Raw genomic sequence first — 25,305 nt, forward strand, 5'->3', positions numbered from 1 at the left:
ATCAGCCGCCCTTGGCGTTCTGCACCGCCTGCTGCATCTCCTTGGCGACCGCGGCCGGTTCGCCGGTGCCGTCGAAGATCTTGGAAAGCGGATCTCCGGCGGCCACCGACCCCGGCCCGAACGGGATGTGCGGGCAGCCGTCGCCGTCGAGCAGCCAGGACGTCATCTGCTTCATGATCGGCAGCTCGATCCGGGCCGCGGCGCTCTTGGTCGCGGGCATCGAGTTCGAGTCGTTCATGGTCGGGGAGTACTGGTCGGCGGAGTACAGGAAGCGCAGGAACTCCAGCGCGGCGTCCTTGTTCTTGCTGGTCTCCGAGACCGCCCAGCCGGCGCCCGCCTGGTTCGCGCACCAGTGCCGCTTGCCCGGCGCGATCGCCGGAGTCTTCATCACCTTGTACTTCTTCGCGAACGCCGGGGGAGCGTCCTTGGACAGCCCTTGCGGCGACCACGAGCCGTTGAACAGCATCGCCGACTTCTCGGTGTAGAAGATCTGGGGGACCTGGTCGCCGCTGGTGCCCGTCGTACCGGGCTGGAAGACGCCGCCCTTGACGATCTTCTGGTTCAGCTCGAGCGCCTGGACCACCTTCGGGTCCTCGTAGGTGAGGCCGTCTTGGAGCTGGTCGAGCTTGAGGTAGAACGTCGGGTCGTCGGCGACCTGGGTGAGCAGCGGCAGGAAGAAGTCCAGCGAGCTGGTCGTCGGGTTGCAGCTGAGCGCGACCGGATGCTTGCCGATGGCCCGGATCTTGGCCGCGGCCGCGATCAGGTCGTCCCAGGTCTCGATCTCGTCCTCGCCGACGCCCGCCTTCTTCAGCAGGTCCGGGTTGTAGAACAGTCCGAAGGTCTGAGCCATCCAGCCGACGGCGTACTGCTTGCCGTCGAGGGTGTACTCCTGGTTCGCGGAGTCGAAGAAGTCCTTCAGGAAGTCGTCGCCGAGGTCCTTCTTCAGGTCGGCCGAGACACCGCCGGTGCCGTAGGTCAGCGCCCGGGTGTGCGGGGCGAAGATCTCCGGGACGTCGCCGCCGGCGACCGCGGCCTGCAGGGCCGGCAGGTACTGGTCGGGCGTGCCGAAGATCCGGTTCTCGATGGTGATGTTGCTGTGCGCGGCCTGGAACTTCTCGATCAGCTTCGGGAACTGGTCCTCCTGGTCGCTGTACCAGGACCAGACCCGGACGACGGCCTTGCCGCCGCTGCTGCTCGACCCGCCGTCGTCACTGCAGGCGGCCAGCGAGGACCCGAGCCCGAGCGCGGCGGCCCCGCCGAGCGCGCCCTTGAGCAGGGTCCGTCGTCGAAACGGTGTGGATGGGAGTTGCCGATCACCCTGCATGCTGACTCCTCGCTCGTTCAGCTCGGCTGCGGTCCCCGTTGACAACTTCCTAACTAAAAGTAAGAAAGCAGTCAAGAGTTCGGGAAGGGCCGATGGAGGACGGCAGGCCGGCGGCGGCCGGTGTGGGGTTGCTTTTGTGCGGGCTTCGGGAGGCGTTGTGTGGGGTGAGGGACGGGGCGGGAGGCGCGAAGCTGGTCGAGGGCCGGTAGTCGGTGAGGGATCGGGGGGAATGCGGTGGAGGCGGATGGGGGTGTTCCGGATTACGGATGGGTGGGGAATCGTAGGGTTGCCGGTATGGCGATCAGGTTGGTCGGGCGGCAGCCTGACGTGAGTCCGGACCGGTTGCTCTCGGAGTGCGTGCCGCCACCCCGGTTCGCCGACGTACGGTTCGCGACGTACCGTCCGGCGGCGGGGGAGCCGAGTCAGGCGGAGGTGCTCGGCGTCCTGGTCGAGCGCGGGAAGGTGCTCGCCGAGCCGCGGCGGGAGAAGTCGTGGTGGCGGCGGAAGGCGCCGGCGGAGACGCTCAAGCCCGGGATCTACCTCGACGGCGGTTTCGGCGTCGGCAAGACGCACCTGCTCGCCTCGCTGTGGCACGTCTCGGCCGGGCCGAAGATGTACTGCACGTTCGTCGAGCTGACCAACCTCGTCGGCGCGCTCGGGATGCGGAACGCGGTCGAGGCGCTGTCGGCGTACCGGCTGATCTGCATCGACGAGTTCGAGCTCGACGACCCCGGCGACACCGTGCTGATCTCCCGGCTGCTCCGCCAGCTCGTCGACGCCGGCGTCCAGCTCGCCGCGACCTCCAACACGCTGCCGGACAAGCTCGGCGAGGGCCGGTTCCAGGCCGTCGACTTCCTCCGCGAGATCCAGGCCCTGGCCGGGCACTTCGACGTACGCCGGATCGACGGCCCCGACTACCGCCACCGTGGCCTCCCGGTCGCCCCCGAACCGTGGACCGACGCCGCCGTCGAACAGGCCGCGGCCGCTCGCCCGAACACCTCCTGCGACCACTTCGTCGACCTGTACCACCACCTCGGCGAGCTCCACCCGAGCAAGTACGGCGCCTTCCTCGACGGCGTGGAGACCATCGGCATCACGGACCTGCGCGAACTCACCGACGAGAACATCGCGCTGCGCCTGGTCGTCCTCGCCGACCGCATGTACGACCGCGACATCCCCCTGATCCACAGCGGCCTGCCCTTGGACCGCCTCTTCCCGGCCCCGATGCTCAAGGGCGGTTACCGCAAGAAGTACCTGCGCGCGCTCTCCCGCCTGATCGCCCTGGCCCACGCCGGAATGGACTGACCATTCGGCCGGTGCGCAACAGCTCCGGCCGGAGAACCCCTGGGTGACTAACGTGCGACCGACAGCGGTGCTGAGGGGGGTCCCAGTGCCATCCGCGTTTGACACCTAGGAGCACATCGCATGATTCGTCGTACTCTGACGGCCGCAGTGGCGGTCGTCGGCCTGGCGGCCATCGCGCCGCTGTCGGCTTCGGCCGCGCGCCCCGGCCCGGTGATGCCGCCGAGCCTGAAAGGCCCGGCCGTCAAGGCCGAGGCCGCCGGTGAGTGCACGCTGTCGGTGCCCACCCGCGTCGCGATCGGCAAGCCGGAGATCACGCTGTACGGCAAGCGGTCCGGCGGCTGCAACGTCGCGGACAACACCTCGGGCTGGCTGCTGCACCACCCGAGCCTCGGCGACGTCAACGGGATCCTGTTCGACCCGGTCGACCCGCTCGGCAAGGGCCAGTGGGCCGTGCCGGACACCCACCCGATCGGTACCCAGACCTGGTACGGCATCGGCAGCATCAACGGCGACGGCACCGAGTTCACCCAGAACAACGTCCCGGTCACGGTGAAGCTGGCGGCCGGCGCGTGGATCTCGTCGTCGCGCACGGCCGACGTCGTCACACTGAAGGGCACGTCGCTGCTGTACTCGGTCACCACGAACAGCTACTTCAAGCGGTCGGCGGCCGGCGTCTTCCAGTTCCGCGAGAAGGGCTCCACGGTCTGGCAGACGCTCAAGGGTGGACTGTGGACGAACTCCAAGGGCGAGGTCACGCTCTCGTACCGGTACAGCAAGGTCCGCGACTACCGCTTCGCGCTGTACTCGACCCCGATCAGCTGGGACCTCGGCAGCGCCGTCACCACCCGCTGATTGCAACAAGCTGCAATCCGCCGGTGAGCCCTGTCTCATTCGGCGGTGCGACGGCCGGGAGGACCCCTCCCGGCCACTACGCTCCGGGCATCGTCGGTGCTGAGGGGGGTCCCAGTGCCATCCACGCATGACACCAAGGAGCACATCGAATGATTCGTCGTACGCTGACGGCTGCCGTCGCAGTTGTCGGCCTCGCCGCAGTAGCCCCGCTCTCCGCGTCGGCTGCTCGGCCTGAGCCGGGTGCCCACTGGGCGCCGAAGGCTTCGTCGTCCGCGCGGGACGCGGCCGGCACCTGCAACCTGTCGGTGCCGACCCGGGTCGCCATCGGCCGGCCGGAGCTGACGCTGTTCGGCAAGCTGAGCGGCACCTGCACGGCCAACGCGGACCCGGACTCGGGCTGGTACCTGCGGCACCCGAGCAAGGGCATCGTCAACGAGGTGATCTTCGACAAGGAGTACGAGTTCGGCGACGGCTCGTGGTACGTCCCGTCGAACCACCCGATCGGCGTCCAGGAGTTCTACGGCGTCGGTAGCTACAACCCCGACGAGACCACCAACACCCAGAACAAGGTCGCCGTCACGGTGAAGCTTGCCGCTGGTGCGTGGATCTCCTCGTCGCGGACCGGTGACGTCGTCACGCTGAAGGGCACCTCGCTGCTGTACTCGGTGTCGAACAACAGCTACTTCAAGCGGTCCGCCGCCGGTGTCTTCCAGTTCCGTGAAAAGGGCTCGACCACCTGGCAGACCCTCAAGGGTGGCCTGTGGACGAACTCGAAGGGTGAGGTCAGCCTTTCGTACAAGTACAGCAAGGTCCGGGACTACCGGTTCTCGCTGTACTCGACCTCGATCAGCTGGGACCTCGGCAGCGCGGTCACCACGCGCTGACGTCGTACTGATCCTGCCCTGTCCTCACCGGTTTGCCGGTGGGGATGGGGCAGGATGTCGTCATGGCGAAGAAGAAGGCTGACGGGAGTGCACCCGGCGACAAGTTGCTGGACGCGTTGCGGGTGCCGGTGGGGCCGGTTGAGCTGAGCGCTTACGACACGCGCGCGACGACCGGATTCGATGGCTCGAAGGACGACGGCAAGGTCGCGCTCGAGGCTCTCGGGGCCGAGGTGTCGGACTGGCAGGAGCGGCTGTTCGCCGAGGGCCGCAAGGGCGGCAACCGGTCCGTGCTGCTGGTCCTGCAGGGGATGGACACGTCCGGCAAGGGCGGCGTCATCCGGCACGGCGCGGGGCTGATGGACCCGCAGGGGCTGCGGATCACGTCGTTCAAGGCGCCGACTCCGGCCGAGAAGCGGCGCGGGTTCCTCTGGCGGATCCGGCAGGCGCTGCCGGGGCCGGGCATGATCGGGATCTTCGACCGCTCGCACTACGAGGACGTGCTGATCGCCCGCGTGCGGAACCTGGTCGCCCCGCCGGTCTGGAACCGGCGCTACGAGCAGATCAACGAGTTCGAGGCGGAGCTGGCCGAGAGCGGCGTGACGGTGCTGAAGTGCTTCCTGCACACCTCCGCCGACGAGCAGAAGGAACGCCTCGAGGCCCGGCTGGACGACCCGACCAAGTACTGGAAGTACAACCCGGGCGACATCGACGAGCGCGAGTTCTGGCCGGCGTACGCCGAGGCGTACGAGGCGGCGCTGGAGAACTGCAACGGCCCGTCCGCGCCCTGGTACGTGATCCCCAGCGACCGCAAGTGGTACCGCAACTGGGCCGTCACCACCCTCCTGCTGGAGACCCTGCGCGACATGGACCCGCAGTGGCCGGCCGCCGAGTTCGACGTGGAAGCCGAGAAGGCCCGGCTGGCGACCACCTGATGCTTCCGGCTGGCGAGTGGGTGCCGGTTGCGTCGGGAGAGTCCGATACCGACGTGTACCGGCGCTCGGACGGTACGGCGTACGCAAAGTGCGCGCCGGAACGAGGCATCGAAGAGCTGCGGGAAGAACGCGCGCGGGTGAGTTGGCTGGCCTCGACGGACGTTCCTGGGGCTGAGGTCCTGGACTGGATCGAAGACGCTGACGGTGCATGTTTGGTGACCTCGGCCGTCCCGGGCGTCGCGGCGGCCGATCTCCCGCTGGAGAAACGCCAGAGAGCGCTCCCTGCTCTCGCGGCGGCGTTCCGGGCGCTGCACGCGCTGACCGACTGCCCGTTCTCCCGGCCGCTCGGCGAGGTCGTCGACCAGGCGGCGGACGTCGTACGGCGTGGTGCCGTGAACCCGGACTTCCTCAACGACGAGTGGCGCAAGGAACGGCCCGAGACGCTGCTGGAGCGGGTCAAGGCCGAGCAGCCGTACGCCGAGAAGGTCGCGGACCTGGTGGTCTGCCACGGCGACGCGTGCCTGCCGAACGTCCTGCTCGACCCGGAAACGCTCGAGCTGACCGGGTTCATCGACGTGGGCCGGCTCGGGCTCGCCGACCGCTACACCGACCTGGCGTTGATGACCGCCCAGCTGCTCGACGAGTGGGATCTCCCGACCGAGGCTTTCCTGCGCGAGTACGGTCTGGGGGAGCCGGACCAGCGCCGGCTCGACTTCTACCTGTTGCTCGATCCGCTCACCTGGGGCTGACCCCTGGCGGCTGGCATGGAGGCTGGCATGGAGACGTTGCGCACGGATGTCGTGGTGGTCGGCCTCGGCGCGTTCGGGTCGGCCGCGCTCTGGCGGCTGGCCGCGCGAGGCGTGAAAGGTGATCGGCGTCGAGCGGCAGGCGATCGGCCACGCGCTGGGCTCGTCGCACGGGATCACCCGCCTGTTCCGGATCGCCTGCATGGAACACCCCGGCCTGCCGCCGATCGCGCAGAAGTCGCTCGAGCTGTGGACCGCGCTCGGAGCGCAGACCGGTGAGGTGCTGATCGAGCAGACCGGTTCGCTCAACGCCGGTCCGCCGGCCAGCGAACCCGTCGCCGGTGCTCTGGCGGCCGCAGCTCAAGCGGGCATCCCGTTCGAACAGCTCGACCACTCGCAGTTGGTCGCCCGCCAACCGCAGTACGGCGCTCTCGGCGCGGACGACGTCGGCGTCTGGGATCCCGGCGCCGGCCTGTGCTTCCCGGAGCCGATCGTCCGCGCGCAGGTCGAGGCCGCGCGGCAGCTGGGCGCGCAGGTGTTCGCTCACACCCTCGTCACCGCCGTGGAGGTCGAGAGCGACGGCGTGCTGGTGAGGACGCCGACGATCGAGATCCGCGCCGAGCGCGTTGTGGTCGCGACCGGGGCTTGGCTCGGCAAGGTCGTGCCCGGCCTGCCGCTGGTGCCACGGCGTACGCCGTTGTACTGGTTCGAGCCGAAGGATCCGGCATCGGACGAGTTCACGCTGGAGCGCTTTCCCGCGTTCATCTGGCAGCGCGCCGGCGGGATCGGCTTCTGGGGCCACGGCTCCGGCGACGGGTACGGCGTGAAGCTCGGCCTCGAGCACGACGGCCGCGTCGCCGGTACGCCGTTCGCGGACGCCGACGAGATCGATCGCTACATGCACCCGCGCGGCGACGTCGACGAGATCTCGGCTGCCGTCGCCGAGGCGTTCCCGGGCCTCGACCCGGTCCCGGTGAAACTCCTGCCCTGCATCGTCACCGACTCACCCGACGGCCAGTTCCTGATCGGCCACCCCGACGACACCGGCCGGCTCGTCATCGCCGGCGGCGACTCCGGCCACGGCTTCAAGCACGCCGGCGGCCTCGGCGAGCTGCTGGCCCAGATCACCGTCGGCGAGACCCCGTACTGCGACACCGGGTTCCTGGACCCGAGGCGGTTCGCCGGTCGAGGATGAGGGCATGTTCCGAAGCCCGCAACTGACCTTCTACTCCGACGACCTGGCGCGGCTGCGCGAGTTCTACCTCGGACTCGGGTTCGAGCAGCGCTTCCAGTACCCCGATGACGGACCGCCGGTGCACGTCGAGCTGGTGCTCGACGGGTTCAACCTCGGCATCGCCGACGTGGAGTCGGCCCGGCAGGACCACGGGCTGACACCGTCGCTGACCGGCCGGGCGGCCGAGCTCGTGCTGTGGTGCGACGACACCGACGGCGAGTACGCCCGGCTGACGGCGGCGGGCTGCGCGTCCTTGTCCGCCCCGCACGACTGGCTCGAAGTCCTTCGGATCGCTTGGATCGCGGACCCCGACGGCAACCCCATCCAGCTGGTCCAGAAGACCTGAACAGCCGAGAACGGCCCAGAGAGCGTTCTCCGGGCCGTTCTCGGGACAGCTCAGGCGGTGCGGACCAGCTGCGGGCGCGGCGCCGGAGCGGCCAGCGTGAGCAGGTCCAGGCCGGCGACGCCGTACCGGAGCATCACCAGGCGGGCGACCTCGGCGCTGACGCCGAGCGGCTGGGAGACCGCGACCGCGCCGGCCTTGCGGGCCGTGGTTTCCGCGCGGTCCGGCAGGACGCCGGGAGCGAGGAAGAAGGATCCGACGGCGACGTGCCGGCGACCCTCCAGTCGCCACTGCAGGACGGCCTCGGCCGGGCTCGGTGACGCCGCCGTGGTGAAGGCCGCGGTGACCGGGAGCTTGTGCCGCTGACCCCAGAGGCGGGCCAGCCGGGTGACGGCCGCGTTCGCCTGGGTGTCGCTGGACCCGGCGCAGGCGAGCACGAGCGCGTCGAGCTCACGCACCCGGCCGTCCTTGAGCTCGGCGCGCATCCGGCGGTCGAGCACGTCGAGCAGCGTCTCGTCGTACCCGAGCACGTCGGAGGCAATGATCCTCACACCAGGGAACCGGCTCCGGGCCTCGTCGATCACGGCCGGGATGTCGACCCGGGCGTGGAAGGCGGTCGAGAGCAGCAGCGGCAGAACCACGACCTCCTCGACACCTTCGGCGGCGAGCTTGCCGAGCACCTGGTACGGCGTGGGCGGGCAGTGGTCGAGGAAGGAGGCTTCGATCCGCAGGTCGTCCCGCATCTCGCGCAGGCACTTGACCAGCGAGTGGACGGTGGCGGCCGATCGCGGATCGCGGCTGCCGTGGGCGAGGACTACGAGCGCGGGTGCGGTCACAGCAGTTCCCCTTCTTCTTCGTCGATCATGCCGGCGGCCAACGTCCACCCGTCGTGGGCGTCGATCAGCAGGAACGATCCGGTGATGTTGTTGCTGGAGTACGGATCGGCGGCCAGCGGTGCGGCGATCTTGAGCTGCACCTTGCCGATGTCGTTCAGGTCGAGCCCGGCGGCGTCGATGACTCCGAGCGTGTCGAGGTCCAGCACCCCGTTGATCTTGGTCACGATCGCCTGGGCGGTCGTGGTGGTGTGCTTGATCAGCAGCCGGGCGCCCACCGACAGCGGGCGGTCCGACAGCCAGCACACGGTGGCCGACAACTCGCGGCGGGTGCCGGGGGAGGAGTCGGCCGCGACGATGACCGAGCCACGGGCCACGTCGAGGTCGTCGGCCAGCCGCAGCGTGACGGCCTCGCCGGCGACGGCGGAGGCGCGTTCGGCGACGGCGGTCGAGGTGGCGCTGACCACGGCGCGGTCGATGCCGGCCACCGACGTACGGCGTCCGGCCGGGAGCACGATGACCGGGTCGCCGACCGAGACGGTGCCGGAGGCAACTGTTCCGGTGTAGCCGCGGTAGTCGCGGTACTGGTCGTCGGTCTGCGGGCGGATCACGTACTGGACCGGGAAGCGCAGCGGCTGCCCGGAGGCGTCGGAACGCCCGGAAGCGCTCTCCAGGAACTCCAGCAGCGTCGGGCCGTCGTACCAGGAGGTCGACGCGGAGTGGTCGACCACGTTGTCGCCGACCAGCGCCGAGACCGGGATGGCCTGGACGTCGGCGATGCCGAGCTGGTCGGCCAGCTCGCTGACGTCCTTGCTGATCCCGCGGAAGACCTGCTCGTCGTAGCCGACGAGGTCGATCTTGTTCACGGCCAGGACGACGTGCGGGACGCGGAGCAGGCCGGCGACGGCGAGGTGCCGACGGGTCTGCTCCAGTACGCCGTGCCGCGCGTCGACCAGGATGATCACGACGTCCGCGGTCGACGCACCGGTGACCGTGTTCCGGGTGTACTGCACGTGTCCGGGGCAGTCGGCCAGGATGAACGAGCGCTTGTCGGTCGCGAAGTACCGGTAGGCGACGTCGATCGTGATGCCCTGCTCGCGCTCGGCGCGCAGGCCGTCGGTGAGCAGTGCGAAGTCGAAGTCGCCGCCGCGGGCCTCGGAGACGGTCTGCACGTGCGCGATCTGGTCGGCGAGGATCGCCTTGCAGTCGTGCAGCAACCGGCCGACCAGCGTGGACTTGCCGTCGTCGACCGAGCCGGCCGTTGCCAGCCGCAACAACCGGCGCTGGGCCAGCTGGGTCAGGTCGGGCAGTTCGGCGGTGGCGTGAGCGGTGCTCATCAGAAGTACCCCTCTCGCTTGCGGTCTTCCATGGCGGCTTCGCTGACCCGGTCGTCGGCGCGGGTGGCGCCGCGCTCGGTCAGTTCGCTGGCGGCGACCTCGACGACCACCTCGGCCGGGGACGATGCCGTCGAGGCGACGGCGCCGGTGCAGGACATGTCGCCGACCGTCCGGTACCGGACCACGCGACGGGTCACGTCCTCGCCGGCGCGCGGCTGAGAGTAGGGTCCGACGGCCAGCAGCATGCCGTCGCGCTCGAACACGTCCCGCTCGTGGGCGTAGTAGATGCTCGGGAGCGGGATCTCCTCCCGGTCGATGTAGTTCCAGATGTCGAGCTCGGTCCAGTTCGACAGCGGGAACACCCGGACGTGCTCACCCGGCTTGTGCTTGCCGTTGTAGAGCGACCACAGCTCGGGCCGCTGGTTGCGCGGGTCCCACTGGCCGAACTCGTCGCGCAGGCTGAAGATCCGTTCCTTGGCCCGGGCCCGCTCCTCGTCACGCCGCCCGCCGCCGAACACGGCGTCGAACCGGTGCGCGTTGATCGCGTCCAGCAACGGGACCGTCTGCAGCGGGTTCCGCGTGCCGTCGGCCCGCTCACGCAGCCGGCCGTCGGCCAGGTAGTCCTCCACCCGGGCGACCTCGAGCCGCAGCCCGAGTGCGCCGACGGTAACGTCGCGGTAGTCGAGGACCTCTTGGAAGTTGTGCCCGGTGTCGACGTGCAGCAGCGTGAACGGCACCCCGGCCGGCGCGAACGCCTTGCGGGCCAGGTGCAGCATCACGATCGAGTCCTTGCCGCCGGAGAACAGGATCACCGGCCGCTCGAACTCCGCCGCCACCTCCCGGAAGACGTGGATCGATTCGCTCTCCAGCGCGTCCAGCTCGGTGACTGTTGCCGGGGGCAAGCTCACGGCGGTCACGTGTGCAGCCCGCATTCGATCTTGCCCTGGCCGGCCCAGCGGCCGCTGCGCGGGTCCTCGCCCGGGGCGACCTGCTTCGTGCACGGCTGGCAGCCGATCGACGGGTAACCGTCGTACTGGAGCAGGTTGACCAGGACGCCGTTGTCGTTGATGTAGCCGTCGAGGTCGTCCTGGGTCCAGGGGGCGAGCGGGTTCAGCTTCACCATGTCGCGCTTCTCGTCGTACTCGACGACCTGGGTGTTGGCCCGGGTCGGCGCTTCTTCCCGCCGTACGCCGGTGACCCACGCCTTGTAACCGGACAGCACCCGGTTCAGCGGCTCGACCTTGCGCAGCGCGCAGCACTTGTCCGGCTGCGTCGCGAACAGGTCCTTGCCGTACGTCGCGTCCTGCTCGGCGACCGTCTGCCGCGGCGTCGCGTTGATCAGGTTGATCGGCAACGTCGCGGCGACCGCGTCCCGGGTCCCGATCGTCTCGGCGAAGTGGTAGCCGGTGTCGAGGAACAGCACATCGATGCCTGGGGCAACCTCAGCGGCCAGGTGCGGGAGTGCGCCGTCGGCCATCGACGCGGTCACCACGAGCTCGGGACCGAAGGTCTCGTGCGCCCAGGCCAGCACTTCCTGCGCCGAGGCGTCGGCCAGTCGTTCGTTCGCCTCCTCGGCGAGCGTCTTCAGGTCTGTACTCATTCCACCGTCACCCGCAGTCCGATCATCTTGAGCTGGAACACCCGTGCACACGGCCGGCACTCCCAGGCGCCGTGCCCTTCCTCCGACGGACGAAGGTCCTCGTCCCCGCAGTACGGGCAGTAGAGAGGTGCTGCGCGTTCACTCATTGCAAAGCCTCCTCGTCGGCACGGACGACCCACTGGGCGAAGCGCTCGCCCTCGGACCGCTCTTTCAGGTAGTTCTGGGTGACGCGTTCGATGTAGTCGGTGAGCCCGTCGGAGGTGACCTTGTGGCCGCGCAGCTTGCGGCCGAACCCGGCGTCGAGGCCGAGCCCGCCACCGAGGTGCACCTGGTAGCCGGGAACCTGCTTGCCGTCGCCGTCCATCACCAGCTGGCCCTTGAGGCCGATGTCGGCGACCTGGATCCGGGCGCAGGAGTTCGGGCAGCCGTTCACGTTGACCGTGATCGGGACGTCGAGGTCGGGGATCCGCTCCTCCAGGTCGTCGATCAGCTGGGCCGCGCGGGCCTTGGTCTCGACGATCGCCAGCTTGCAGAACTCGATCCCGGTGCAGGCCATCGTGTTGCGCCGCCAGGCCGACGGCCGGGCCTGGAAGCCGAGGTCGGCGAGCTGGGCGACCAGCGACTCGACCTGCGACTCCTCGACGTCCAGCACGATCAGCTTCTGCTGCGCGGTGGTCCGGATCCGGTCCGAGCCGTGCGCGGCGACGACCTTGGCCAGCTGGGCCAGCTTGGCGCCGGACACCCGGCCGACCACCGGCGCGACGCCCACGTAGTACAGGCCGTCCTTCTGCCGGTGCACGCCGACGTGATCACCCTGTACGGCGGGGATCTCGGGCGCGGGCCCGTCGATCAGCTTCCGGCCGAGGTACTTGTCGCTCTCCAGCACCTCGCGGAACTTGTCCATGCCCCAGTCGGCGACCAGGTACTTCAGCCGTGCGCGGTTGCGCAGCCGGCGGTACCCGTAGTCGCGGAAGATGCTGACGACGCCCTTCCAGGCCAGGTGCACCTCGTCGAGCGGGATCCACGCGCCGACGCGCTGAGCGAGCATCGGCGTGGTGGACAGCCCGCCGCCGACCCACAGGTCGAAGCCGGGGCCGTGCTCGGGGTGGACGACCCCGACGAAGCTGATGTCGTTGACCTCGGGGACCACGTCGTGCGACGGGTGGCCGGTCATCGCGGTCTTGAACTTGCGCGGCAGGTTGGAGAACTCGGTGCTGCCGATGTACTTCTCGACGATCTCGTCGATGGCCGGCGTCGGGTCGATGATCTCGTCCGCGGCGATGCCGGCGACCGGGCTGGAGATGATCACCCGCGGTACGTCGCCGCAGGCCTCGGTCGTGTACAGGCCGACCGCCTCGAGCTTCTCCCAGATCGCGGGCACGTCCTCGACCCGGATCCAGTGCAGCTGGATGTTCTGCCGGTCGGTGATGTCGGCGGTGTCGCGGGCGTAGGTGCTGGAGATCTCGGCGATCACGGCGAGTTGCTCGGTGGTCAGCTGACCGCCCTCGATCCGGACCCGGAGCATGAAGAACTTGTCGTCGAGCTCCTCGGGCTCCAGCGTCGCGGTCTTGCCGCCGTCGATGCCGGGCTTGCGCTGGGTGTAGAGACCCCACCAGCGGAAGCGGCCCCGCAGGTCGGCCGGGTCGATCGAGTCGAACCCGCCGTGCGCGTAGACGTTCTCGATCCGGGCCCGGACGTTCAGGCCGTCGTCGTTCTTCTTGTTCTCCTCGTTCTTGTTCAGCGGCTCGCGGTAGCCGAGCGCCCACTGGCCTTCGCCCTTGCCCTTGCGGGGGCGGGCCGCCTTGCGGGGAGGATCGGTGCGGGGAGCAGAGGTGACGCCAGTCATCTGGGGGCGTGTCCTTGTCTGTCCAGACAGGTGCGCTCTCGCGATGGAGGCTCGAAACGTCGTCGGTTCGACCCGGTCTGCGCGGTGCGCACCCAGCGGTGATCAGGTGATCAGGGGGCCGTGAGGGGCCCGGGCAGGGTGGCTGTCAGATCGTCGAAGGACAACAGATGGCGCTGCGCATCCGCCCGAGGTCGACGTGAATCCGACCTACGAGGTGGGTGGACCGGGCAGCGAGCATGCTCACAACGATCAGGTCAGGCGGCTGACAAATCAACTCCCTATCCTGCATCGCGAGATGCGTTCTCATCATGTGGATAAGTACACCGACTCACTCGTGATTGTTTCGCGCTCAGCTCGTGATCTGCAAGAACTCTTGCGCAAGAGTTCTTGTCTTCGCTACGGTGGTGTTCATGAGCCCCGCGAACCGGCGTACCGCCGACCCGTCCGTGATCGCCGCGATCCACCACCCGCTGCGGCGGCGGCTGATCGACCTGCTCGGCGTGAACGGGCCGTCGACCGCGTCACGGCTGGCGGAGGCGACGGGGGAGCTGGTGGGCAACATCAGTCACCACCTGAAGGTGCTGGCGGCCGCGGGGGTGATCGAGGAGGCGCCGGAACTGGCCAAGACCCGGCGCGAACGCTGGTGGCGGTCGGCCAAGGCGTCGTACTCGTGGTCGATCGCGGACGCCGGCGGTGACCCGGCCGGCGAGCTGGTCGCGGAGACCGCCGAGGAGGCGAACCTCACACACCACACGACGAAGGTCCGTCAGTGGTTCGGGCTGAGGTCGGAGTACGACGAGCCGTGGGTTCGCGCGGCGTTCTCGACGGAGAGCTGGGTGACGCTGACCCCTGAGCGGCTGGAAGAGCTCGGGGCGCGCCTCGGGGCCTTGATCCAGGAGTACGTCGACGAGCCGTCCGAGGGCGAGGACGCCCACCCGGTCTTCGTCTTCGCCCACGCCGTACCGGCCCGGCCATGAGCACCGTGCTGGAAGCACCGAGCTTTCCGCCGTTGCGGCGGGACCGGCGGGTGCAGGGGTGGATCTTCTCCGCTGGGGTTTCGCAGGCGGGGGACGTGGCCTGGTACGTCGGGTTGGCGTGGAGTGCGACGCAGGTGACCTCGCCCGCTGGGGCCGGTCTGGTGATGGGGATCGGCGCGTTGCCTCGGGCGTTGGTGCTGTTGTGGGGTGGTGCGCTGGCTGACCGGCTGGATGCGCGGCGGACGATGATCCTGGCCAACCTCGGGCGGATCCTCGTGCTGGCCCTCGCCGCGGGGGTGGTCGCGATGTCCGGGGTTTCGCTGGCGCTCCTGCTGGTCGTGGCGGTGCTGTTCGGGCTGGTGGACGCGCTCTACACGCCGGCGGCGGGGACGATGCCGCGGCGGATGGTGCGCGCCGACGATCTGGTGAAGCTTGCCGCGAGCACCCAGTTGGCGAACCGGCTCGCGGTGTTCGTCGGTGCACCGCTCGGCGGGTTCCTGGTCGCGCACGGAGGGCTCGCCGCGGTGATGGTCGTGGACGCGATCTCCTTCGGGGTGATCGCGATCGCGCTGGCCTGGGTCGTGCGGCCGCGGCTCCCGCAGGTGTCCTCCGCCGGCTCGTCGATCCGCGCCGATCTCCAAGCGGGGTTCGGTTATCTGCGCCGAGATCTGCCGGCGCGCACTCTCGTGATCGCGTTCTTCGGGCTCAACCTCTGCGTCGGTCCGGTGCTCGCGGTCGGCCTGGTGCAGCGGACGTCGGCGGCCGGCTGGGGCGCCGGTTCGCTCGGGCTGTTCCAGGCGTGCTCAGGCATCCTCGCCGCGGCAGGCGCCGTACTGGCCATGCGCTGGAAGCCGACGAACCTGGCCCGCGCCGGCTTGCTCGCCCTCGTCTTCCAGGCCGCCGGCTGCGCGGCGATCGGCATCGCACCCCGCGCGGGCGTGTTCGTCGCGATGGGCGTCATCGGCTTCACGGCCGGCCTCGCGTCGGCGCAGTTGTCGGCGGCGTTTCAGCAGACCATCGCCCCGGCGTACCTGGGCCGGACCAGCAGCATCGTCAGCCTGTCCGACGAGGCCCTGATGCCGGTGGCGATGACCGGCTTCGGTCTCCTGATCTCCGGCGCCGGAATCCCCTTCGCCTGCGCCCTTCTCGGCACACTCTTCGCCGCCCTGATGATCTGGTCGGCCACCCGGTTGACCTGATCTGAGCGGGCCAGTTGAATCGAGCGGCATGAAGACGATCCTGTTCGCGTACCGGGTGAGTGACCTCGAACGCTCCCTGACCTTCTACCGAGCACTCGGCTACACCCAGATCGGCGACGTCGTCGGGGGCGGCGACTCGAGCCTGGTCTGGCTGAAGCTGCCCGACGAGCGCAGCGTGTCACTGGAGCTGGTGCATCGACCGGCCGACGGCCCGGTCGTGATCGGCGGCTTCGAGCACCTGGCGATCGACGTGGGCACGCTCGGTCCGACGCTCGACCGCCTGAAGGCCGCCGGCCTGACGCCGGGCGAGCCGGAGTTTCCGGCCGGTCCGGACGGCCCCAAGACCGCGTGGCTGCTCGATCCGGACGGGTATCGGATCGAGCTGGTCGAGTGGCCGCCCGGGCACCTCGAGAAGGTGCTGAACGGCGACGGTTCGTAGCAGCCGCTGCACCCGGTCCCTGGTCGCAGGTGGATCAGACGAGCATCGCGTTCTGGCGCTCGAGCGTCTTGACCGCCCCGCTGTTCCAGGTGCCGGCGAGCGACTGTGAGAAGGGATCGGGGAAGATCTCGTCATCTCCCTTGGTCAGCCCGTCGAGGATGGCCCGAGCTACCGACTGCGGTGACGCCTTCGGGATGTCGAGGTCACGCACCATGTCGGTGTCCACGGGACCGGGCAGCACGGCATGAACGGCGACGCCCTGCGCGGCCAGGACGGCACGCAGGGACTGCGTCAGCGAGAACGCGGCCGCCTTCGAGATCGAGTACGCCGGACTGATCGGCACCGCGGCCACCGCGGCCACCGACAGCACGTTGACGATCGCGCCCTTCGACTCGAGAAGTCGGGGCAAGAGCGCCTGGATGACGCCGATGGGCCCGAACAGGTTGACTCCCAGATGCCGCTCCAGGCCGGCTCGGTCGGCCAGGTCTTCGTAGCCGTAGCTGCCCGCGTTGTTGATCAGGATGTCGAGCGAACCCACCGTTTCCGCGGCGGCGGCGATCTGTTCGGCATCGGTCACGTCGAGGGTCAGTGGCGTGACGCGCTCGTCCGCGTGGGTCAGGGGCCGTCGGGTACCGGCGTAGACCCGCTTGGCGCCCCGGCTCAGCGCCTCGTCGACCAGCGCCTTCCCGATGCCGCGGCCGGCTCCGGTCACCAGGATCGTCTTGTCCGCGAGTGTCATCTGTACTCCTCGTCAGGGGGAAATCGAACTGTCGAGAGTGCAGACACCACACGGTCGGGAGATCGGGCGGCGCGAGGATCGCCCAGTTCTCGGCCCGGCCGGTGTCACCACTGAGGAAGACTGGCGAACCGGACAGCGGACGAGGTGATGACACGTGTGTGCGAGCGAGCTGATCGCGAAGGCGCGGGCGGGGGACGATCAGGCGTTCCGGCAACTGACCGAGCGACATCGCCGGGAGTTGCACATGCACTGCTACCGGATGCTCGGCTCGTTCCAGGACGCCGAGGACGTTCTGCAGGACACGCTGCTCGCCGCATGGCGCGGTCTCGACCGGTTCGAAGGGCGTGCCTCGATCCGGACCTGGCTGTACCGGATCGCGACCAACCAGTGCCTCAACGCGATGCGCGCGGCAAGCCGCCGTCCGGCGAAGGAGTGGGACGTGCCCGAGATCCAACCACCAGCGCCGAGCCGGCTCGGTGAAGTCGCCTGGCTGGAGCCGTACCCCGACGCGCTCCTCGACGGCGCGATCGCCACGCCACCGGGGCCGGAAGCACGCTACGAGCAGAAGGAGTCCGTCTCGCTGGCCTTCGTCACCGCACTGCAGCTCCTGCCCGCCCGCCAGCGGGCCGTCCTGATCCTGCGCGAGGTGCTGGGGTTCCCGGCAGCCCAGGTCGCCGACATGCTCGACTCGTCGGTCGAATCGGTCAACAGCGCGCTCAAACGGGCCCGCGCCACGCTGCACCGGCGCGTCCCGCCGAACAGAAACGTCGAGGCACCGCCCGCGCCCGCCTCACCGGCCGAACAGGCACTCGTGGCGAGGTTCACCCGCGCGTACGAGTCCAACGACGTCGACGCCATCGTTGCCCTGCTCACCGACGACGTCCGGGTCTCGATGCCGCCGGTGCCGCTCGAGTACCTCGGCCGTGACGCCGTCGCCGGTTTCTACGCCGCGATCATGAGCGCCAACCGCCAGTACCACCTGGTGCCCACGCGCGCCAACGGCCAACCGGCCTTCGGCACCTACCTGCGCGCGCCCACCGACGGCATCCGGCACGGAACCGGGCTCCTCGTCCTCACCCTGACCGACGACCGGATCTGCGCCGTGACCCGCTTCGACAACAGCGTCCTGCCCTGGTTCGGGCTCCCACGCTTCCTGCCCAGCCACTGAAGGACGCCAAGAGCAGCGCCCATCGCCTCGACTCGAAGGTCGACGTGATGGGCGCTCCTTGCGGACTGCGTCAGTTCAGGTCGAGGCCCGGGTACAGCGGGTGCTTGTCGAGCAGTTCGGCGGAGGCCGCGCGGACCTTGTCGGCGACGCCGTCGGCGAGGACGTACTTCGCCTTCGACGGCGCCCCGGCCGACGTGGTGGTCGGGGTGACGCTGGACAGGACATCCACCATGAGCTCGGCGACGCGGTCGAACTCGTCGCCGCCGAAGCCGCGGGTGGTCAGCGCCGGCGTACCGATCCGGACGCCCGAGGTGTACCAGGCGCCGTTCGGGTCCCGCGGGACCGCGTTGCGGTTGGTGACGATGCCGGCGTCGAGCAGCGCCGACTCGGCCTGCCGGCCGGTGATCCCGTACGACGAGACGTCGAGCAGGACCAGGTGGTTCTCGGTGCCGTCGGTCACCAGCTTCACGCCACGCTTCATCAGGCCCTCGGCCAGCGTGACCGCGTTGTCGGCGACGTTCTGCGCGTAGGTCTGGAACTCCGGCCGGCGCGCCTCGGCCAGCGCGACGGCCTTGGCCGCCATCACCTGGCTGAGCGGGCCGCCGAGCACCATCGGGCACCCGCGGTCGACGGCGTCGGCGTACTCGGGCTGGCACAGCACCATGCCACCGCGCGGGCCGCGCAGCGACTTGTGCGTCGTGGTGGTGGTGACGTGCGCATGCGGAACCGGGTCGAAGTCGCCGGTGAAGACCTTGCCCGCGACCAGGCCGGCGAAGTGCGCCATGTCGACCATCAGCGTCGCGCCGACCTCGTCGGCGATCTCGCGCATCTTGGCGAAGTCGACCTTACGCGGGTACGCCGAGTAGCCCGCGATCAGGATCAGCGGCTTGAACTCACGCGCGGTCGCGGCGACCTTGTCGTAGTCCAGCAGCCCGGTCTCCGGGTCGGTGCCGTACGAGCTCTGGTGGAACATCTTGCCGGAGATGTTCGGGCGGAAACCGTGGGTGAGGTGGCCGCCGGCGTCCAGCGACATGCCCAGCATCTTCTGGTCGCCGAGGGCCTTGCGCAGCTTGGTCCAGTCCTCGTCGGACAGGTCGTTGACGTGCTTGGCGCTCGCCTCGGCGAGGGTCGGCGACTCGATCCGGTTGGCCAGGATGGCCCAGAAGGCGACCAGGTTCGCGTCGATGCCGGAGTGCGGCTGGACGTAGGCGTGCGGTGCGTTGAACAGCGCCTTCGCGTGGTCGGCCGCGGCCTGCTCGACGGTGTCGACGTTCTGGCAGCCGGCGTAGAAGCGGTGGCCGACCGTGCCCTCGGCGTACTTGTCGGACAGCCAGTTGCCCATCGTGAGCAAGGTGGCGGGGGAGGCGTAGTTCTCGCTCGCGATCAGCTTCAGCGAGGAGCGCTGGTCTTCCAGCTCGGAGCGGATGGCGCCGGCGACGGTCGGTTCGACCGCGCCGATGACCTCGAGAGCGTTGCGGTAGGCGGCTGACGCGGCCGTCGCGTCGAAGGGTTGAGTCATCGTCGTCTCTCCTGCGGTTGCACTCGGTCGCGGCACCCAGGCGCACGGTGCCGACGTCTTCTCGCTCCCCGGTGGTTCTCCACCTCACGCGCCAGTCGCGACGCGGTAACCCTAGCGTGTGACGGCGCCGGGGAGGACAACTCCCTGCGCTGTCAGAAGATCCGGTCGACGACGGCACCGAAGGGCGTCGTCCGGGGCAGGGTGCCGAACACTCCACCCCAGTCGCCGGCCAGTCGGGACGCCACGAAAGCGTCAGCCACCTCGGCCGTCGAGTAGCGGACCAGCAAGGAGGCCTGCAGGCAAGCGGCCATCCGCGCCGCCAGCCGGCGCGCACCGGCCTCGGCCTCGGAGACGTCGGAGAGCGCTTCCAGTACGTCGGTCACGGCCGCGTCGAGCCGATGATCGGCGCCCTGGGCCGCGCCGACCTCGGTCAGCCACGCCTGCAGCGACTCCGGCCGGCGCAGCGCGCGCAGTACGTCGAGCGCGTTGACCGTGCCGGAGCCTTCCCAGATCGAGTTGAGCGGCGACTCGCGGAACAGCAGCGGCAGTCCCGACTCCTCGACGTACCCGTTGCCGCCCAGGCACTCCAGCGCCTCGGCGACCATCATCGGCGTCCGCTTGCAGACCCAGAACTTGGCCAGCGGGAGCGCGATCCGGCGGAACGCCTTCGCCTGCTCGTCGCCGGCCTCGGACGCGTCGACCGCGGCCGCGAGCCGCATCGCGAGAGCGGTTGCCGCCTCGCTCTCGATCGCCAGGTCGGCCAGCACGTTGCGCATCGCGGGCTTGTCGCGGAGCAGGTCCCCGAAGGCACTGCGGTACGACGTGTGCCAGGTCGCCTCGACCAGCGCGCGCCGCATCAGCGCCGCCGACCCGAGCACGCAGTCGAGCCGGGTCGCCGCCACCATCTCGATGATCGTGCGGACCCCGGCCCCTTCGTCGCCGAGCCGGTACCCGACCGTGCCGTGGAACTCGACCTCGCTGGACGCGTTGGAACGGTTGCCGAGCTTGTCCTTGAGGCGCTGCAGCGCGAACACGTTGCGGTTGCCGTCAGCAAGGACCCTCGGCACGACGAAGCAGCTCAGGCCTTCCGGCGCCTGCGCGAGGACGAGGAACACGTCGGCCTGCGGCGCCGAGCAGAACCACTTGTGCCCGGTCAGGAGGTACTCGTCACCGCTGCCGGTCGGAGTCGCCGTCGTTTGGTTCGCGCGGACGTCCGAGCCGCCCTGCTTCTCGGTCATCCCCATGCCGGCGAGCACACCGGTCTTCTCGGCAACGGGCAGCCGGCGTACGTCGTACTGGGTGGAGGCGAGCTTGGGGATCCACTCGCTGCCGAGCGAGTCGGACGCACGGAGCGCGGGGACGGCGGCGTACGTCATGGAGATCGGGCAGCCGTGCCCCGGCTCGACCTGCGACCAGACGTAGAAGCCCGCCGCGCGCGTCAGGTGCGGCGACGGTTGGTCGCTCGTCCACGGCGAGGCCTGCAGGCCGAAACCGATGGCCTTCTCCATCAGCCAGTGCCACGACGGGTGGAAGTCGACCTCGTCGATCCGGTTGCCGTACCGGTCGTGCGTCTTCAGGACGGGCGAGTTCTGGTTGGCCGGGAGCGCGTGGGAGAGCGCTTCCTGCGTTCCCGCGAGTTCTCCGACCGCCGCCAGCGCCGGGTCCTTCGCCAGGTCCCCGTGCGGGCGCAGAGCGTCACCGAGGGACGAGTCCTGGGTGAAGAAGTTCACTCCCTGAAGTGGGGGAGCCTGATTCGTTACCCCGTTTGGGTCCGCCATGTCAGTACGGTAAGCGGTATGGCACGCTCTGGGTCAGCGCGAGGCGGTGGGACGTCGGTCTCACTCGCCTGGGTGCGACGTATCCCCGCGACGACCTGGAAGTTGATCACCCAGACCGTCGGCACCTGTCTGCGCTACCGGGTCACCGGCCTGGCCGCCGAGGGAGCGTTCTTCGCGATCCTCTCGCTGCCGCCGCTGATCTTCGGGCTGGCCGGCTCGATCGGTTTCATCGCCAGCCGGTACTTCGAGGTCGAGACGATCGAGGACATCAAGATCCAGATCGCCGACCTGGCGGCCCGCGCGCTGACCGACGACTCGGTCAAGACCGTCATCGTGCCGACGTTGAACCAGGTCCTCAACGGCGGCCGACCCGACGTGATCTCGATCGGTTTCGTGCTCGCGCTGTGGTCCGGCAGCCGCGCGCTCAACGTGTTCGTCGACACCATCACGATCATGTACGGGATGGGCGGCAAGCGCGGCATCGTCCGGACCCGCGCGCTGTCGTTCAGCCTGTACTGCGCGGCGCTGGTCATCGGCGTGATCGTGCTGCCGCTGGTGCTGGCCGGCCCGGACGCGGTCGACGCGCTGCTGCCGCACCGGCTCGACTTCCTGAACCAGCTGTACTGGCCGGTCGTCACGATCTTGTCGGCGGGCTTCCTGAACACGCTATACCACCTGTCCGTGCCGGTCCGTACGCCGTGGGTCTCGGACCTGCCGGGCTCGTTCCTGGCGCTGTCGATCTGGATCCTCGGCAGCTTCGTGCTGCGCTGGATCCTGCAGAGCACGGTCGGGGGGACGTCGATCTACGGGCCGCTGGCGGCGCCGATCGCCGTCCTGATGTGGCTGTACATGTCCGCGATCGCCGTACTGATCGGTGCGGCGCTGAACGCGGTGGTCGACCGGCTGTGGCCGCACAAGGCACGCCGTGACGCCGCCGAGCCGGTGATGAAGGCGGAGCCCGATCCGAGCCACGAGGACCACCCGCTCACGCCTGGCGAGCTGCGGCCTGAGGTGAAGCTCGCGCGGGTTGTGGAGGCGATGTCGCCTGGATCGCCGGTGGATCCGCCGGGGCACGCGGTCGGGTACCCCTCGAACGAGGCTCCGCAGAAGCAGCCGTTAGTCCCGGAGGAGCCGGCTGCGGCCAACCCGACGGTCGCGAAACTTGCCGCCGTCAAGCCGGATGCCCGCGCCGAGAAGCCGGCCGCTGCCAAGCCTGCTGCCCGGGCCGAGAAGCCCGCTCAGGCGAAGGCCGAGCCGGCGCCGGCCGGCCGGTCCGAGGACGTCGTGGCGCACGCCGACGCGGACAAGGTCGTCCAGGCGAACCGGTCCGAAACCACCCCGTCGTAATTCCGGTGCGGCGGGTCGCAAGTCGACCTACGCTTGCCGTATCGCGACAGTCCGCCGGATCCGGCGGCAAGGACCACCGAAGGGAGTTGAGACGACCATGAACTCCGATCTGGCCCACGAGGACCAACGAGCCGACGGGCCTGCTCACTCCCACACCGTCCGGCCGCCGAGCTGATCTCCGCGGCCGGGCCTCCCGAAAGGTTCGTCGCACCATGTCAGCAACGCTGGAATCCCTCGGCCTGGACCCGTCCACGGCCGACTACCTCTCCGCACTTCCCGGCGCCGGCGGCCTGATCCAGGGTCGCGTCATCCGCGTCGACAAAGGCCTGTCCACCGTTCTCACCGCGGACGGTCCGGTCCGGGCCAGCTGGTCCGGCGGCCTGCTCGCCGCCGTCGCCGAGGACGCCCAGTCGTCCCCGTGCACCGGCGACTGGGTCGCCCTGCGGTGCTGGCCCGACGACCGGATCACGCTCGAGGCGATCGCTCCCCGCCGTACGTCGATCGTCCGCGCCGAGGTCGGCGGCTCGTCCCGCGGCCAGGTGCTCGCCGCCAACGTCGACGTGATCGCCATCGTCGTCGGCCTGATCCCCGAACCCAACATCGGCCGGATCGAACGCTTCCTCGCCCTGGCCTGGGAGAGCGGCGCGCACCCGGTCGTCGTCCTGACCAAGTCCGACCTGGTCGGTGACGCCGACGCGATCGCCGAGGATGTCGCCACGGCCGCGCCGGGCGCCGACGTACTGGTGTGCAGCGCGACCACGGGCGACGGGATCTCTGGGGTCCGGGAGCTTCTGGCGGGCAACGCGACGATGGCGCTGCTGGGTGTCAGTGGCGCCGGCAAGTCGTCGCTCGTGAACGCGCTGGCCGGGGTCGAGCTGCTCGACGTGCAGGCGATCCGCGAGGACGGCAAGGGCCGTCACACGTCCGTACGGCGTGAGCTGATCCCGCTGCCGCTCGGCGGGGTCGTGATCGACACGCCGGGGCTGCGGGGGATCGGGCTGCAGGAGTTCGGCGAAGGGCTGGCTGCGGCGTTCCCGGATGTCAGCGGGCTGGCCAAGCACTGCAAGTTCGGGGACTGTGCGCATCAAACCGAGCCGGGCTGTGCGGTGCAGGAAGCCCTTGCTGACGGCACCCTTCCGGTCCGCCGGTACGAGAGCTGGATCAAGCTGCAGCGCGAGGCCGCGTTCATGGCCCGGCGGACGGATGCCAGGCTGCGGGCCGAGGCGAAGAAGGAGTGGGCCCGCCAGACGAAGAACTACCGCAAGGACATCACTCCGCGGCAGTGAAGAACCGGCCCGGGCGAGCGATCGGGCGCGGTGAAAGACTCGGGGCATGAGTCGATCTGTACTGGTGACAGGAGCTTCACGAGGAATCGGCGCGGCGACGGCGAAGGCCTTCGCCGCGGCGGGAGATCGCGTGGCCGTGCACTACGGCGCCTCCGCCTCGGCCGCCGCGGAGGTCGTGAAGGACCTGCCGGGGGAGGGGCACGTCGTCGTCCAGGCCGACCTGGCCGACGCCGACGCGATCCGCACGATGGTCGACGAGGCCGCGGCCGGGCTCGGCGGGATCGATGTCCTGGTCAACAACGCTGCGGTCTACTCGGCGCATCCGATCCGGCGTACGTCGTACGAGGAGTGGCAGCAGGCCTGGGCCGACACGCTCGGCGTGAACCTGGTCGGCGCCGCGAACGCGTGCTGGTGCGCCGTCCAGCACATGAGCCGCGGCGGCCGCATCGTCAACGTGTCGTCGCGCGGCGCCTTTCGCGGCGAGCCGAACCAGCCGGCGTACGGCGTGAGCAAGGCCGGGCTCGTCTCGCTGTCGCAGTCGCTGGCCCGGGCTCTGGGTCCGGAGGGCATCGCGGTCACCGCGATCGCGCCGGGCTGGACCACCACCGACATGGCTGCGGACGCACTGGCCGGCGAGGGCTACGACCGTCGTCGCCTGGAGAGCCCGCTGGAACGTGTTGCCTCACCTGACGAGGTCGCTGCCGCGATCCTGTACCTGGCGTCACCGGCCGCCGAGTTCGCCACCGGGACCGTGCTCGACTTCAACGGCGGGTCTCACCTGCGGATGTGAAGCGCGGCGAACTCCTCCGCGGTCATCCCGAACACGATCACGTCCTGGTAGGCGCCGGCGAGGAACTCGTGGTCCCTCAAGTGCCCTTCGCGCTGGAAGCCGAGCCGCTCCTGCAGCGCGATCGAGGCGTCGTTGTAGGCGTACACACCGGCTTCGGCCTTGTGGTACCGGCGCTCCTGGAACATGAACCGCAGCAGGATCTTGACCGCGTCGCTCGCGTACCCGCGCCGCTGGTGCTCGCGCCCGACCGCGATCCCGTAGCTGAACCGGCCGCACCGCCGGCTGGTGTCGTTGGTGGAGCACGCACCGACCACGGTGCCGGTCTCGAGCGCCTCGATCGCGAGCTGCAGCCGGTCGTTGTCCTCCCCGTGCGTCGCCTGCTCCTCGGCCCACGCCTGCGTCGCGAACGCCGACCGGGGTGCGTGCACCATGTCGACGTTCCGCTGCATCTCGCTGTCCTGGTCGAACCGCAGGAAGTCCGCCCAGTCCTCGGGCTCGATCGCCCGCAACCGAACCCGCTCACCGACCCACAGAGACGTCATGGCCAAGGATTCAAACAGGCCCGAGGACCAAGAGCCATGGGTTTGAAACAGAAGAAGGCGACGTGCAGAGCACGTCGCCTTCGATCTTCCGTGGACGATACTGGGATCGAACCAGTGACCTCTTCCGTGTCAGGGAAGCGCGCTACCGCTGCGCCAATCGTCCGTGTGAACTTAAAGGTTTTGCGAGGTGGAGACGGGATTCGAACCCGTGTACACGGATTTGCAGTCCGTTGCCTCGCCTCTCGGCCACTCCACCACAGAGTCTCAGCCTGCTGACCTCTTCCG

The 25,305-nt window shown here is 69.5% G+C and carries 25 protein-coding genes, 2 tRNA genes and 1 riboswitch; of the genes, 14 read left to right on the forward strand and 13 right to left on the reverse strand.

All coding sequences use genetic code 11. The features are described 5' to 3' along the window. Position 1: 1 nt before the first annotated feature. A complete protein-coding gene (locus ABD235_RS07915; protein WP_344171512.1) occupies positions 2 to 1,324 on the reverse strand; it encodes an ABC transporter substrate-binding protein in 1,323 nt (440 codons plus the stop codon). A gap of 294 nt (positions 1,325 to 1,618) precedes the next feature. Here ABD235_RS07915 and zapE point away from each other — a divergent pair, with 294 nt between their 5' ends. The 7 genes from zapE to ABD235_RS07950 all read left to right on the forward strand — a co-directional run bounded on the left by zapE (position 1,619) and on the right by ABD235_RS07950 (position 7,623). After that, complete coding sequence (gene zapE / locus ABD235_RS07920; protein WP_344171514.1) at positions 1,619 to 2,629, forward strand: cell division protein ZapE; 1,011 nt, start codon at positions 1,619 to 1,621, stop codon at positions 2,627 to 2,629. A gap of 120 nt (positions 2,630 to 2,749) precedes the next feature. Then, on the forward strand, positions 2,750 to 3,481 hold the full coding sequence (locus tag ABD235_RS07925; protein WP_344171516.1) for a hypothetical protein: 732 nt from the start codon (positions 2,750 to 2,752) through the stop codon (positions 3,479 to 3,481). Between the two features lie 149 nt (positions 3,482 to 3,630). Then, on the forward strand, positions 3,631 to 4,365 hold the full coding sequence (locus ABD235_RS07930) for a hypothetical protein (protein ID WP_344171518.1): 735 nt from the start codon (positions 3,631 to 3,633) through the stop codon (positions 4,363 to 4,365). A gap of 62 nt (positions 4,366 to 4,427) precedes the next feature. Further along, positions 4,428 to 5,297 carry a PPK2 family polyphosphate kinase gene (locus ABD235_RS07935; protein WP_344171520.1) on the forward strand — a complete coding sequence of 290 codons (870 nt, stop codon included), beginning with the start codon at positions 4,428 to 4,430 and terminating at the stop codon, positions 5,295 to 5,297. Then, positions 5,297 to 6,046 carry an aminoglycoside 3'-phosphotransferase gene (locus tag ABD235_RS07940; RefSeq protein ID WP_344171522.1) on the forward strand — a complete coding sequence of 250 codons (750 nt, stop codon included), beginning with the start codon at positions 5,297 to 5,299 and terminating at the stop codon, positions 6,044 to 6,046. The genes ABD235_RS07935 and ABD235_RS07940 overlap by 1 nt, the downstream gene beginning before the upstream one ends. A 118-nt stretch (positions 6,047 to 6,164) precedes the next feature. Continuing rightward, the gene (gene solA / locus ABD235_RS07945) at positions 6,165 to 7,238 is read left to right on the forward strand and encodes an N-methyl-L-tryptophan oxidase (protein ID WP_344171524.1); all 1,074 of its coding nucleotides are present in this window, start codon (positions 6,165 to 6,167) and stop codon (positions 7,236 to 7,238) included. Positions 7,239 to 7,242: 4 nt separating this feature from the next. Then, on the forward strand, positions 7,243 to 7,623 hold the full coding sequence (locus ABD235_RS07950) for a VOC family protein (protein WP_344171526.1): 381 nt from the start codon (positions 7,243 to 7,245) through the stop codon (positions 7,621 to 7,623). 50 nt (positions 7,624 to 7,673) lie between these two features. Here the strand turns inward: ABD235_RS07950 and ABD235_RS07955 are convergent, their stop codons facing one another. The 6 genes from ABD235_RS07955 to ABD235_RS07980 are packed head-to-tail and all read right to left on the reverse strand — an operon-like array spanning position 7,674 to position 13,236. Next, entirely contained in the window at positions 7,674 to 8,456 is a 783-nt protein-coding gene (locus tag ABD235_RS07955) for a sirohydrochlorin chelatase (protein WP_344171528.1), read from the reverse strand. Continuing rightward, positions 8,453 to 9,790 carry a sulfate adenylyltransferase subunit 1 gene (locus ABD235_RS07960; protein WP_344171530.1) on the reverse strand — a complete coding sequence of 446 codons (1,338 nt, stop codon included), beginning with the start codon at positions 9,788 to 9,790 and terminating at the stop codon, positions 8,453 to 8,455. Before ABD235_RS07960 ends, ABD235_RS07955 begins: the two co-directional genes overlap by 4 nt. Further along, entirely contained in the window at positions 9,790 to 10,722 is a 933-nt protein-coding gene (cysD, locus tag ABD235_RS07965) for a sulfate adenylyltransferase subunit CysD (protein WP_425553095.1), read from the reverse strand. Before cysD ends, ABD235_RS07960 begins: the two co-directional genes overlap by 1 nt. After that, the gene (locus ABD235_RS07970; RefSeq protein WP_344171534.1) at positions 10,704 to 11,390 is read right to left on the reverse strand and encodes a phosphoadenylyl-sulfate reductase; all 687 of its coding nucleotides are present in this window, start codon (positions 11,388 to 11,390) and stop codon (positions 10,704 to 10,706) included. The genes cysD and ABD235_RS07970 overlap by 19 nt, the downstream gene beginning before the upstream one ends. Then, complete coding sequence (locus ABD235_RS07975; RefSeq protein ID WP_166665480.1) at positions 11,387 to 11,536, reverse strand: hypothetical protein; 150 nt, start codon at positions 11,534 to 11,536, stop codon at positions 11,387 to 11,389. The genes ABD235_RS07970 and ABD235_RS07975 overlap by 4 nt, the downstream gene beginning before the upstream one ends. Next, positions 11,533 to 13,236 (reverse strand): nitrite/sulfite reductase, encoded by a 1,704-nt coding sequence (locus ABD235_RS07980; RefSeq protein WP_344171536.1) that lies wholly within the window; start codon positions 13,234 to 13,236, stop codon positions 11,533 to 11,535. The genes ABD235_RS07975 and ABD235_RS07980 overlap by 4 nt, the downstream gene beginning before the upstream one ends. 410 nt (positions 13,237 to 13,646) lie before the next feature. On the opposite strand from ABD235_RS07980, the gene ABD235_RS07985 reads away from it, so the two are divergent. The 3 genes from ABD235_RS07985 to ABD235_RS07995 are packed head-to-tail and all read left to right on the forward strand — an operon-like array spanning position 13,647 to position 15,851. Then, the gene (locus ABD235_RS07985; RefSeq protein ID WP_344171538.1) at positions 13,647 to 14,213 is read left to right on the forward strand and encodes an ArsR/SmtB family transcription factor; all 567 of its coding nucleotides are present in this window, start codon (positions 13,647 to 13,649) and stop codon (positions 14,211 to 14,213) included. Continuing rightward, positions 14,210 to 15,412 (forward strand): MFS transporter, encoded by a 1,203-nt coding sequence (locus tag ABD235_RS07990; protein WP_344171540.1) that lies wholly within the window; start codon positions 14,210 to 14,212, stop codon positions 15,410 to 15,412. The genes ABD235_RS07985 and ABD235_RS07990 overlap by 4 nt, the downstream gene beginning before the upstream one ends. 28 nt (positions 15,413 to 15,440) lie before the next feature. Then, positions 15,441 to 15,851: a VOC family protein gene (locus tag ABD235_RS07995; RefSeq protein ID WP_344171542.1), complete on the forward strand. Its 411-nt coding sequence runs from the start codon at positions 15,441 to 15,443 to the stop codon at positions 15,849 to 15,851. A gap of 34 nt (positions 15,852 to 15,885) precedes the next feature. Here the strand turns inward: ABD235_RS07995 and ABD235_RS08000 are convergent, their stop codons facing one another. Then, complete coding sequence (locus ABD235_RS08000; protein ID WP_344171544.1) at positions 15,886 to 16,590, reverse strand: SDR family NAD(P)-dependent oxidoreductase; 705 nt, start codon at positions 16,588 to 16,590, stop codon at positions 15,886 to 15,888. A gap of 154 nt (positions 16,591 to 16,744) precedes the next feature. On the opposite strand from ABD235_RS08000, the gene ABD235_RS08005 reads away from it, so the two are divergent. Beyond that, positions 16,745 to 17,758, forward strand: coding sequence for a sigma-70 family RNA polymerase sigma factor (locus ABD235_RS08005; protein WP_344171546.1), 1,014 nt, complete (start codon positions 16,745 to 16,747; stop codon positions 17,756 to 17,758). A 70-nt stretch (positions 17,759 to 17,828) separates the two neighbouring features. Here ABD235_RS08005 and ABD235_RS08010 read toward each other — a convergent pair whose 3' ends face one another. Beyond that, positions 17,829 to 19,277 carry a glycine hydroxymethyltransferase gene (locus ABD235_RS08010; RefSeq protein WP_344171548.1) on the reverse strand — a complete coding sequence of 483 codons (1,449 nt, stop codon included), beginning with the start codon at positions 19,275 to 19,277 and terminating at the stop codon, positions 17,829 to 17,831. 27 nt (positions 19,278 to 19,304) lie between these two features. Then, positions 19,305 to 19,386: riboswitch (ZMP/ZTP riboswitch) on the reverse strand. A 43-nt stretch (positions 19,387 to 19,429) separates the two neighbouring features. Then, complete coding sequence (locus ABD235_RS08015) at positions 19,430 to 21,055, reverse strand: acyl-CoA dehydrogenase family protein (RefSeq protein WP_344171550.1); 1,626 nt, start codon at positions 21,053 to 21,055, stop codon at positions 19,430 to 19,432. A 72-nt stretch (positions 21,056 to 21,127) separates the two neighbouring features. Between ABD235_RS08015 and ABD235_RS08020 the strand changes: the two genes are divergently transcribed. The 3 genes from ABD235_RS08020 to ABD235_RS08030 all read left to right on the forward strand — a co-directional run bounded on the left by ABD235_RS08020 (position 21,128) and on the right by ABD235_RS08030 (position 24,478). Next, on the forward strand, positions 21,128 to 22,402 hold the full coding sequence (locus ABD235_RS08020) for a YihY/virulence factor BrkB family protein (protein WP_344171552.1): 1,275 nt from the start codon (positions 21,128 to 21,130) through the stop codon (positions 22,400 to 22,402). A gap of 212 nt (positions 22,403 to 22,614) precedes the next feature. After that, positions 22,615 to 23,688: a ribosome small subunit-dependent GTPase A gene (gene rsgA / locus ABD235_RS08025; protein ID WP_344171554.1), complete on the forward strand. Its 1,074-nt coding sequence runs from the start codon at positions 22,615 to 22,617 to the stop codon at positions 23,686 to 23,688. A 46-nt stretch (positions 23,689 to 23,734) separates the two neighbouring features. Beyond that, entirely contained in the window at positions 23,735 to 24,478 is a 744-nt protein-coding gene (locus ABD235_RS08030; protein ID WP_344171556.1) for an SDR family NAD(P)-dependent oxidoreductase, read from the forward strand. Here the strand turns inward: ABD235_RS08030 and ABD235_RS08035 are convergent. The 3 genes from ABD235_RS08035 to ABD235_RS08045 form a co-directional block, all read right to left on the reverse strand. Beyond that, a complete protein-coding gene (locus ABD235_RS08035) occupies positions 24,463 to 25,020 on the reverse strand; it encodes a GNAT family N-acetyltransferase (RefSeq protein ID WP_344171558.1) in 558 nt (185 codons plus the stop codon). The two genes, ABD235_RS08030 and ABD235_RS08035, sit on opposite strands and share 16 nt — an antisense overlap. 91 nt (positions 25,021 to 25,111) lie before the next feature. Further along, positions 25,112 to 25,183 (reverse strand) — tRNA-Val (locus tag ABD235_RS08040). Between the two features lie 22 nt (positions 25,184 to 25,205). Then, positions 25,206 to 25,276 (reverse strand) — tRNA-Cys (locus tag ABD235_RS08045). Positions 25,277 to 25,305: the final 29 nt, after the last annotated feature.

Source organism: Kribbella lupini, assembly GCF_039529595.1.
In the GTDB taxonomy this organism is placed as follows: Bacteria; Actinomycetota; Actinomycetes; order Propionibacteriales; family Kribbellaceae; genus Kribbella; species Kribbella lupini.

Bases quoted from the DNA above. Each gene is read 5' to 3' on its own strand.
- ABD235_RS07915 (WP_344171512.1), bottom strand. From the start codon at position 1,324: ATGCAGGGTGATCGGCAACTCCCATCCACACCGTTTCGACGACGGACC.
- zapE (WP_344171514.1), top strand. From the start codon at position 1,619: ATGGCGATCAGGTTGGTCGGGCGGCAGCCTGACGTGAGTCCGGACCGG.
- ABD235_RS07925 (WP_344171516.1), top strand. From the start codon at position 2,750: ATGATTCGTCGTACTCTGACGGCCGCAGTGGCGGTCGTCGGCCTGGCG.
- ABD235_RS07930 (WP_344171518.1), top strand. From the start codon at position 3,631: ATGATTCGTCGTACGCTGACGGCTGCCGTCGCAGTTGTCGGCCTCGCC.
- ABD235_RS07935 (WP_344171520.1), top strand. From the start codon at position 4,428: ATGGCGAAGAAGAAGGCTGACGGGAGTGCACCCGGCGACAAGTTGCTG.
- ABD235_RS07940 (WP_344171522.1), top strand. From the start codon at position 5,297: ATGCTTCCGGCTGGCGAGTGGGTGCCGGTTGCGTCGGGAGAGTCCGAT.
- ABD235_RS07950 (WP_344171526.1), top strand. From the start codon at position 7,243: ATGTTCCGAAGCCCGCAACTGACCTTCTACTCCGACGACCTGGCGCGG.
- ABD235_RS07960 (WP_344171530.1), bottom strand. From the start codon at position 9,790: ATGAGCACCGCTCACGCCACCGCCGAACTGCCCGACCTGACCCAGCTG.
- cysD (WP_425553095.1), bottom strand. From the start codon at position 10,722: ATGCGGGCTGCACACGTGACCGCCGTGAGCTTGCCCCCGGCAACAGTC.
- ABD235_RS07970 (WP_344171534.1), bottom strand. From the start codon at position 11,390: ATGAGTACAGACCTGAAGACGCTCGCCGAGGAGGCGAACGAACGACTG.
- ABD235_RS07975 (WP_166665480.1), bottom strand. From the start codon at position 11,536: ATGAGTGAACGCGCAGCACCTCTCTACTGCCCGTACTGCGGGGACGAG.
- ABD235_RS07980 (WP_344171536.1), bottom strand. From the start codon at position 13,236: ATGACTGGCGTCACCTCTGCTCCCCGCACCGATCCTCCCCGCAAGGCG.
- ABD235_RS07985 (WP_344171538.1), top strand. From the start codon at position 13,647: ATGAGCCCCGCGAACCGGCGTACCGCCGACCCGTCCGTGATCGCCGCG.
- ABD235_RS07990 (WP_344171540.1), top strand. From the start codon at position 14,210: ATGAGCACCGTGCTGGAAGCACCGAGCTTTCCGCCGTTGCGGCGGGAC.
- ABD235_RS07995 (WP_344171542.1), top strand. From the start codon at position 15,441: ATGAAGACGATCCTGTTCGCGTACCGGGTGAGTGACCTCGAACGCTCC.
- ABD235_RS08000 (WP_344171544.1), bottom strand. From the start codon at position 16,590: ATGACACTCGCGGACAAGACGATCCTGGTGACCGGAGCCGGCCGCGGC.
- ABD235_RS08010 (WP_344171548.1), bottom strand. From the start codon at position 19,277: ATGACTCAACCCTTCGACGCGACGGCCGCGTCAGCCGCCTACCGCAAC.
- ABD235_RS08015 (WP_344171550.1), bottom strand. From the start codon at position 21,055: ATGGCGGACCCAAACGGGGTAACGAATCAGGCTCCCCCACTTCAGGGA.
- rsgA (WP_344171554.1), top strand. From the start codon at position 22,615: ATGTCAGCAACGCTGGAATCCCTCGGCCTGGACCCGTCCACGGCCGAC.
- ABD235_RS08030 (WP_344171556.1), top strand. From the start codon at position 23,735: ATGAGTCGATCTGTACTGGTGACAGGAGCTTCACGAGGAATCGGCGCG.
- ABD235_RS08035 (WP_344171558.1), bottom strand. From the start codon at position 25,020: ATGACGTCTCTGTGGGTCGGTGAGCGGGTTCGGTTGCGGGCGATCGAG.